Below are 7,368 nucleotides of genomic sequence, written 5' to 3'. Positions count from 1 at the left end.
GAGCGCGCTCCAATCCTCCCTCCCCTATTGGGGGAGGGCCGGGGAGGGGAACGGCCAAGGCGCCCGCCACTTTCATCTTGCGGGGTGGTGCGGGCGCCATGGCCGTTAGCCGGACCGGGGCCGCCTAGGTGCAATGTCGACCGGTTAAAGCCTCGACCTCCGGTCGTCTTGCGACCGCCAGGACGGCCCCCGCCGGGCCGCTCCTATGCCTGGTGGTCGCCGTCGCCGACAACGGCGTCATCGGCCGCGGCAATACCTTGCCTTGGCACCTCCCCGCGGATCTGGCCCACTTCCGGCGGCTGACACTGGACAAGACCATCCTCATGGGGCGGCGCACCTGGGAATCCCTACCCGGCCCATTGCCGCGCCGCCGCCACCTCGTCCTCACCCGCGACCCGACATTCCAGGCCGTTGGCTGCACACCGGTGGGTTCACTGGCGGCCGCCCTGGCCGCCGTGGCCGGCGAGCCACAGTTGATGATCGTCGGCGGCGTCAGCCTCTACGCGCAGACCCTGCCACACGCCGACCGGCTTTATCTCACCCAGGTCCATGCCGACGTCTTGGGCGACACGCGCTTCCCACCCTGGAACCCGGCGCAATGGCAGGAGGTCTCCCGCCGCACCCAGCCAGCCGATGAGCGAAATCCGATCCCGATGACCTTTTTGGAACTCATGCGCCTTCCGGCGCCGCCCCCCGGCGATTGAATAGGAGCCGCGGAGGTCATCACGCAATCGCCATGAGACTGACCCAACAGCAGCTCGAGGCCCACCTATGGGGCGCGGCCAATATACTGCGCGGCAAGACCGCCGGGCGGGACTACAAGAAGGTGCCGGACCTGGTGGCGCGGCAAAGACTACGCATTCGGGAGCAGATCGCTACCCGCGAGCACGACCAGATCGAGCGGCTGGAGGCCGGATATGCCGATCATGCCGCCCGCTTGGCACGCTTGCACACCGAGGCGGCCGAGGCGCGGGCGGCACTGGTCAAGATCACCGCGAAGGTGCCCAAAGATAAGGCCGAGGCGGCACTGGCCAAGCTGGAGGCGCAACGCAACAAAGCCGCCACCACGATGGGCGAGCGTGATGAGAAGATTGCAGAGACTCGGCGCCGCGCGGAGGATGACCGGCTCACCGGCACCGTGCGGGTTACTGATTGTGGCCACTCACGATAGCGGTGGAGTTACCGCAGCGTGACCCGACTGGGGTGAGTGCCGGGTGACGGCGCACCTCCGCTGATCGCCGCCCCCTCAAATGCCCGGCCGCACCCTCTTGAGCCGCTTGAAGCGCCGCTCCGACGGGTAGGGAAAAACATCGTCCAACTGCCCGGAGCGGATCACGGCCTGACGGGCGCGCCACCAGGCGGGGTCCAGCAGATCGCGGTGCAGCACCAGGAAGACCTTGCGAATGCGCGGATCGGTAAGCAGAAAGGTGGCGAACTCCTCGGGAAAGACATCGTCCGGCCCCGGGGTATACCAGGGCTCGGCGGACATTTCCATCTCCGGGTAGGGCGGCTCGGGGATCTCCCGGAAGTTGCACTCGGTCAGATAGCAGAGCTCGTCATAGTCGTAGAAGACGACCCGCCCCTGGCGGGTCACGCCGAAGTTCTTGAACAGGAAGTCGCCCGGGAAGATATTCGCGGCGGCCAGGTGTTTGATCGCATCCCCGTATTCATGCACGGCGTGCAGCAACTCGTCCTCATCGGCGGTCTGCAGATAGAGATTGAGCGGAATCATCCGCCGCTCGATATAGAGGTGCTTGAAGATGAGCTGATCCCCATCAACTTGCAGGCTGCCGGCGCATTCAGTCTCCAACTGTTCGCGCAACTCCGGGGAGAAGCGGGCCAGCGGAAAGGCAACGTGGGAGTACTCCCAGGAGTCCGCCATGCGCCCGACCCGGTCGTGCATCTTGACCAGCAGGTATTTTTCCTTGACCTTCTCGCGGGTCATCTCCTTGGGTGGCGCAAAGCGATCCTTGATGATCTTGAAGACGAAGGGGAAGGACGGCAGGGTAAACACGCACATGACCATGCCGCGGATACCCGGCGCGACCATGAACTCATCCGCTGAATAGCGCAGGTGCTTGAGGAAGTCGCGATAAAATTCGGCCTTGCCGAACTTATGCAGGCCGATGGCGGTATAGAGCTCGGCCTTGGTCTTGCGCGGCATCAGCGGCCGCAGAAAGTCCACCACTGCGGCCGGCACCTCGGTGTCCACCATGAAATAGGCCCGGGAAAAGCTGAATACGTCGGAGATTTCATCCTCACCGGCGAGCAGTGCGTCGACATAGAGCCCGCCCTGCTCGTCATTGAGTATCGGCACGGCAAAGGGGGTCTGATCCGCCCCGTTGATCATCTTGCCGATCACATAGGCGCCCTTGTTGCGATAAAAAGGCTCACTGAGGACCGCAAGTTGGAAATTCTGCGCCAGGGTGCGATTGGGCGGAAAACGGTCATGCACGGCCTGCATGATGTTGCGGATGTCGCGGCGCCGATTGCGAAAGGGCAGACTGAAACGTAGCCGGTCCAGTATCCGTGAGATCACCCGGGCGAAGCCATCGCGCGCCGGATAATAGGGACGGTAGATCGGATTGTCCGCCTCCAGATGTTCGGTGGAAATGAGCGGCCAGACGAAAATATTGGCGGTGTTGTAGTAGCGACGGTCGAATAGCCGGCAAAAGACCGAGTTGTAGAAGGTCTCCGCCAACTCGGGCTGGAGGTGCTGGGGGAGCATCCGCAGGTACTCCACTTTGACGCGGCGCCATAGCCGGTCTTCGCGGTCACTGAGCCTGAACTCCCGGCGCAGGATGGCCAGGGTCTCGACCACCCGCTGGTCATAGTAATCGATGCGCTCGCGCGCGGCGGCCTGGACCCCGCGCCAGTGGGCGTCTTCAAAACGCTGCCGCGCCCCCGCGGTGATCTCCCGAAACTGCCGGTAGTGGCTGTCGAAACCATCAAGGATGGTCTCCGCAATGTGTTTCGCCTCGGTCCAGGCCATGGGTATTACTCAGTCCACCGGTTGCAGTCGCGTGTCGGCGACCAAAATGCCGTCGCCGTCCGCATAGACCCAGTCACCCGGGGCGAAACGTACCCCGGCGAAGGTGACGGGCAGGTCCCGCTGGCCCTCCCCGCGCCGCTGGCTCTTGCGCGGGTTGGCGGCCAGCGCCTTGACACCCAAGTCCATGCCCGCGAGTTCGTCGGTATCACGCACGCAGCCATACAGGACCACCCCGGCCCAGCCCTGGGACACCGCACTCGCCGCGATCAGATCGCCGAGCATGGCACAGCGCAGCGACCCCCCGGCATCCGCCACCAAGACCCGCCCGGCCCCGGGCTGCGCCAGGGCAGACTTTATCTGGCTGTTGTCCTCGAAGCACTTGACCGTGACCACCTCGCCGAAAAAGGCGCGGCGCCCGCCGAAATCCCGAAACAGTGGGTCACAGACCCGTACCCGGGTCTCGTCGTGGTCATAGAGATCGGCGGTCTTGAAGCTCATGGCGATGTCATCCGGGTGATGGTCCAATGTTCTCAGGGACAGCAATGCCGATACCGTCCCCGTCGGTCGGATTGTTGGGGAGGCGGTCCGCAGGGAACAATCAAAGGCGGCAATGCCGACTATTAACCATACTCAGAGACTCAGTCCGCGACCGCCGTCCGGTTCACCGCCCCCACAGAAGGGGCCTCGCCGGACCCGGCGCCAGCACTCAGCGGGGTACCGTCGCGGTGGGCAGCAACGGCGTGTGCCGGCCATCCGGGCTGACAGACGCCAACTGTCGCGGTTGTGTGACGCTGCTGCGACGGCAGTCGGGATTGATATTTCGGTTTCTGGCCTGATTACCCGGACTCGTCAGGCACGCCTGCGCCCATCAGCGACCCAGGGGCCGGCTGACCGCCCACGTAGAAACGGGAGCCCGACAACGCCAGCCTGTAGGTTACCACGACGTTGATGCGGAAGCGCAGCGGTCCGCTGCGGCACGCTTGACAGCACCCTCGCGTCGCGTAACATACTGTCACGCTGCCCGCTTTACACTCACCATTGCGGATAACTATGATCGACACCGAGTCCCTGCTGAAGGCGGTCTCTGAGGATCAACCCACGGGGGACGATCTGGAGTATGACCCGAGCTTTCGTGCCTTGGTCGAGGCCGCCACCGGGACCCCGGAGCGGCAGATGGGCGACACGGTCGTCGCCGCCCAAGAGCCGGATTGGCGCGTTGTCCTGCAGTCGAGCACCGCGCTCTTGGGCCGCTCCAAAGACCTGCGCGTCGCGGTCCTGATGACCCGCGCCCTGCTCGGGATCAACGGGCTGCCGGGCCTGCAGGCCGGATTGGAGCTGATCCACGGACTACTCACGCAGTTCTGGGATGGTCTGCACCCGGAACTCGACGCGAGCGACGACAACGACCCCACCGCGCGGGTCAATGTGCTGCTGGAACTCACGGACCGCGACACGCTGCTCGCCCAATTGCGCACCACGCCCCTGATCCGCTCCCGGGTCTTCGGTCCGGTCTCCTGCCGGGAGATCGAGGTCGCGGAGGGCAAGGCCCAGCCCATCCCCGGCAGCCAGCCACTGGATGCCGCGGGCATCGCCGGGGCCTTCCAGGACTGCGATCTGGAGAGTCTGGTCGCCGCCGCCGCCACCGCCGACGGGGCACTGACGGCCCTGCGCTCGGTGGGTGACGAGCTCGCGGCACGGCTCGAGCGGTCCCAATTGCCCAGCTTCGAGCCGTTGGCTGAGCCGCTCACGCATATTCGCGCCCTCCTCCAAACCCATTTGAGGCCTCGTCAACCGGACGGGGCGGATGAGGCCGCACCGGACGCGCACGCGAGTGCATCGACGCCCGGCGCAGCGGCAGCAACGCCCACCCGCGATGCGGGCCAAATCGGCTCGCGGGAAGATGTCGTGCGCACGCTCGAGCGTCTGTGCGACTATTATTCTCGTTACGAGCCGTCTAGCCCTGTCCCCCTGTTGCTGAAGCGGGCACAACGCTTGGTCACCGTCAGCTTTGTGGATATCGTGCGCGACCTTGCCCCCAATGCGCTGTCGCAAATCGAGACGGCGCTTGGGATCGAAGAGAAGTCCTGAGGCGGATGGCAGACCGGGATCGGTGATCCCCGGCCCCGGCGCGGTCCCCGCGGACCCCTTAAGACAACCAATGGAGAACGCCAGTGGCGAAAGAGACCAGCCAAAAGTTCATCGCCCGCAATCGCGCCCCGCGGGTCCAGATCGAGTATGCCGTGGAGCTCTATGGCGCGGAGAAAAAGGTCCAACTCCCATTCATTATGGGGGTGCTGGCCGACCTCTCCGGCAAGCCGGCCGAGGCCCTCCCACCGGTGGCGGACCGCAAGATGCTGGAGATCGACGTCGACAACTTCGACGAGCGGCTCAAGTCGATGAAGCCACGGGTCGCCTTCCAGGTGCCTAACACCCTGACTGGCGAGGGTAATCTCAACGTCGAACTGACCTTCGAATCAATGGAGGATTTCTCGCCCGCGGCCGTGGCGCGCAAGGTGGACTCACTCAACAAGCTGTTGCAGGCGCGTACCCAACTCTCAAACCTCCTGACCTACATGGATGGCAAGGGCGGCGCCGAGGAACTGATTGCCAAGGTGCTGAAAGACCCGACCCTGTTGCAAGCCCTGGCGGCAGCGCCCAAACCGGGCGACGCGGCGGCAGCTGACCAGACCCCGGCGGAGGGCAACTGACATGGCCGAACTCGACACCCAAGGCGCGGCGCAATCCCAGGTCCAGACCGGCACCATTGAGGCTGGCGGTTTCGCCGCCCTGCTGCGGCAGGAATTCAAACCCCGCACGGACAAGGCCCGCGAGGCGGTCGAGGATGCGGTCGCCGTCCTCGCCTCCCAGGCATTGGCACAGACCGCGCTGATCTCCGACGACGCGGTACGCACCATCGAGTCGATGATCGCTGAAATCGACCGCAAGCTCACCTCGCAGGTCAACCAGATCCTGCACCACGAGGATTTCCAGCAGCTTGAAGGGGCCTGGCGCGGACTGAGCTATCTGGTCAATAATACCGAGACGGACGAGATGCTCAAGATCCGGGTCATGAATGTCTCCAAGAAGGAGGCACTCAAGACCCTGAAAAAGTTCAAGGGCACCGCCTGGGATCAGAGCCCGCTCTTCAAGAAGCTCTATGAGGAAGAATACGGTCAGTTCGGCGGCGAGCCCTTCGGTTGTCTGGTCGGCGACTACCACTTTGACCAGAGCCCGCCGGATGTGGAGCTGTTGGGGGAGATCGCCAAGATCGCCGCGGCCATCCATGCCCCCTTCATCTCGGCGGTCGCACCGGCCGTGATGCAGATGGAATCCTGGCAGGAACTGGCCAATCCGCGTGATCTCACCAAGATCTTCCAGACCCCGGAGTACGCCGCCTGGCGCTCGTTGCGCGAGTCGGACGATGCGCGCTACCTCGGGCTCACCATGCCGCGCTTCCTCGCCCGACTACCCTACGGGTCCAAGACCGATCCGGTCGATGCGTTCGATTTCGAGGAAGACACCGAAGGCGCCCAGCACAACAAGTATTGTTGGGCCAACTCGGCCTATGCCATGGCGGTCAACATCAACCGCTCGTTCAAAATGTATGGCTGGTGCTCGCGCATCCGCGGCATCGAGTCCGGCGGCGCCGTGGAAGGGCTACCCAGTCATACCTTCCCCACGGACGATGGCGGCGTCGACATGAAATGCCCGACCGAGATCGCGATCAGCGACCGGCGCGAGGCGGAGTTGGCAAAGAACGGCTTTATGCCACTGGTGCATAAGAAGAATACCGACTTTGCGGCATTTATCGGCGCCCAGTCACTGCAGAAGCCCTTCGAATACGACGACCCGGACGCCAGCGCCAACGCCAACCTGGCGGCCCGCCTGCCCTATTTGTTCGCGACCTGCCGTTTTGCGCACTATCTGAAGTGTATCGTGCGCGACAAAATCGGCTCGTTCAAGGAGCGCGCTGACATGGAGCGCTGGCTCAACGACTGGATCCTCAACTATGTCGACGGGGATCCAACCCATTCGAGCGAAACCACCAAGGCCCAACTGCCGCTGGCAGCCGCCGAGGTGGTGGTCGAGGAGGTGGAAGGTAACCCGGGCTACTATACTTCCAAGTTCTTCCTGCGCCCTCACTATCAGCTCGAAGGCCTGACCGTCTCGTTGCGGCTGGTCTCCAAACTGCCGTCGGCGAAGGGAGGCTGAGTCCGGGCTGCGCCATCGACTCGCTCGATGCGATGGCGCAGCTACCAAGTAGCGTACCCGCTGACCGCGGGACGCTGATCCATCGCGTTTTCATCCAACCATCCTAAGGAGCAAAGCAATGTCTACTGACATTTTCATCAAGCTCGATGACGTCAAGGGCGAGG

7 protein-coding genes are annotated in these 7,368 nt (G+C 64.0%); 5 read left to right on the top strand and 2 right to left on the bottom strand.

Going from position 1 to position 7,368, the window contains the following annotated elements; genetic code table 11:
- The first annotated feature begins 212 nt into the window (after positions 1–212).
- Together QZY44_RS29235 and QZY44_RS29230 are read left to right on the top strand one after the other, a co-directional pair.
- A complete protein-coding gene (locus QZY44_RS29235) occupies positions 213–704 on the top strand; it encodes a dihydrofolate reductase (protein ID WP_295456163.1) in 492 nt (163 codons plus the stop codon).
- Between the two features lie 32 nt (positions 705–736).
- Positions 737–1,171 (top strand): hypothetical protein, encoded by a 435-nt coding sequence (locus tag QZY44_RS29230; RefSeq protein WP_295456162.1) that lies wholly within the window; start codon positions 737–739, stop codon positions 1,169–1,171.
- A 75-nt stretch (positions 1,172–1,246) separates the two neighbouring features.
- Here the strand turns inward: QZY44_RS29230 and aceK are convergent, their stop codons facing one another.
- Both aceK and rraA read right to left on the bottom strand, forming a co-directional pair.
- Positions 1,247–2,992: a bifunctional isocitrate dehydrogenase kinase/phosphatase gene (aceK, locus tag QZY44_RS29225; RefSeq protein WP_295456161.1), complete on the bottom strand. Its 1,746-nt coding sequence runs from the start codon at positions 2,990–2,992 to the stop codon at positions 1,247–1,249.
- A gap of 9 nt (positions 2,993–3,001) precedes the next feature.
- Positions 3,002–3,490: a ribonuclease E activity regulator RraA gene (gene rraA / locus QZY44_RS29220; RefSeq protein WP_295456160.1), complete on the bottom strand. Its 489-nt coding sequence runs from the start codon at positions 3,488–3,490 to the stop codon at positions 3,002–3,004.
- A gap of 552 nt (positions 3,491–4,042) precedes the next feature.
- Here rraA and tssA point away from each other — a divergent pair.
- The 3 genes from tssA to tssC all read left to right on the top strand — a co-directional run bounded on the left by tssA (position 4,043) and on the right by tssC (position 7,204).
- Positions 4,043–5,080: a type VI secretion system protein TssA gene (gene tssA / locus QZY44_RS29215; RefSeq protein WP_295456159.1), complete on the top strand. Its 1,038-nt coding sequence runs from the start codon at positions 4,043–4,045 to the stop codon at positions 5,078–5,080.
- Between the two features lie 83 nt (positions 5,081–5,163).
- Complete coding sequence (gene tssB / locus QZY44_RS29210) at positions 5,164–5,700, top strand: type VI secretion system contractile sheath small subunit (protein ID WP_295456158.1); 537 nt, start codon at positions 5,164–5,166, stop codon at positions 5,698–5,700.
- 1 nt (position 5,701) lies between these two features.
- Positions 5,702–7,204: a type VI secretion system contractile sheath large subunit gene (tssC, locus tag QZY44_RS29205; RefSeq protein ID WP_295456157.1), complete on the top strand. Its 1,503-nt coding sequence runs from the start codon at positions 5,702–5,704 to the stop codon at positions 7,202–7,204.
- Positions 7,205–7,368 lie beyond the last annotated feature (164 nt).

Origin of the sequence: uncultured Thiodictyon sp. (assembly GCA_903837595.1) — a bacterium.
Lineage (GTDB): Bacteria > Pseudomonadota > Gammaproteobacteria > Chromatiales > Chromatiaceae > Thiodictyon.
The sequence above is the reverse complement of the archived record's forward strand: the minus strand, read 5'-3'. Positions and strand labels throughout refer to the sequence as shown.

Coding starts and splice junctions, on each gene's coding strand:
- rraA (WP_295456160.1), bottom strand. CDS start 3,490: ATGAGCTTCAAGACCGCCGATCTCTATGACCACGACGAGACCCGGGTA.
- QZY44_RS29230 (WP_295456162.1), top strand. CDS start 737: ATGAGACTGACCCAACAGCAGCTCGAGGCCCACCTATGGGGCGCGGCC.
- aceK (WP_295456161.1), bottom strand. CDS start 2,992: ATGGCCTGGACCGAGGCGAAACACATTGCGGAGACCATCCTTGATGGT.
- tssC (WP_295456157.1), top strand. CDS start 5,702: ATGGCCGAACTCGACACCCAAGGCGCGGCGCAATCCCAGGTCCAGACC.
- tssA (WP_295456159.1), top strand. CDS start 4,043: ATGATCGACACCGAGTCCCTGCTGAAGGCGGTCTCTGAGGATCAACCC.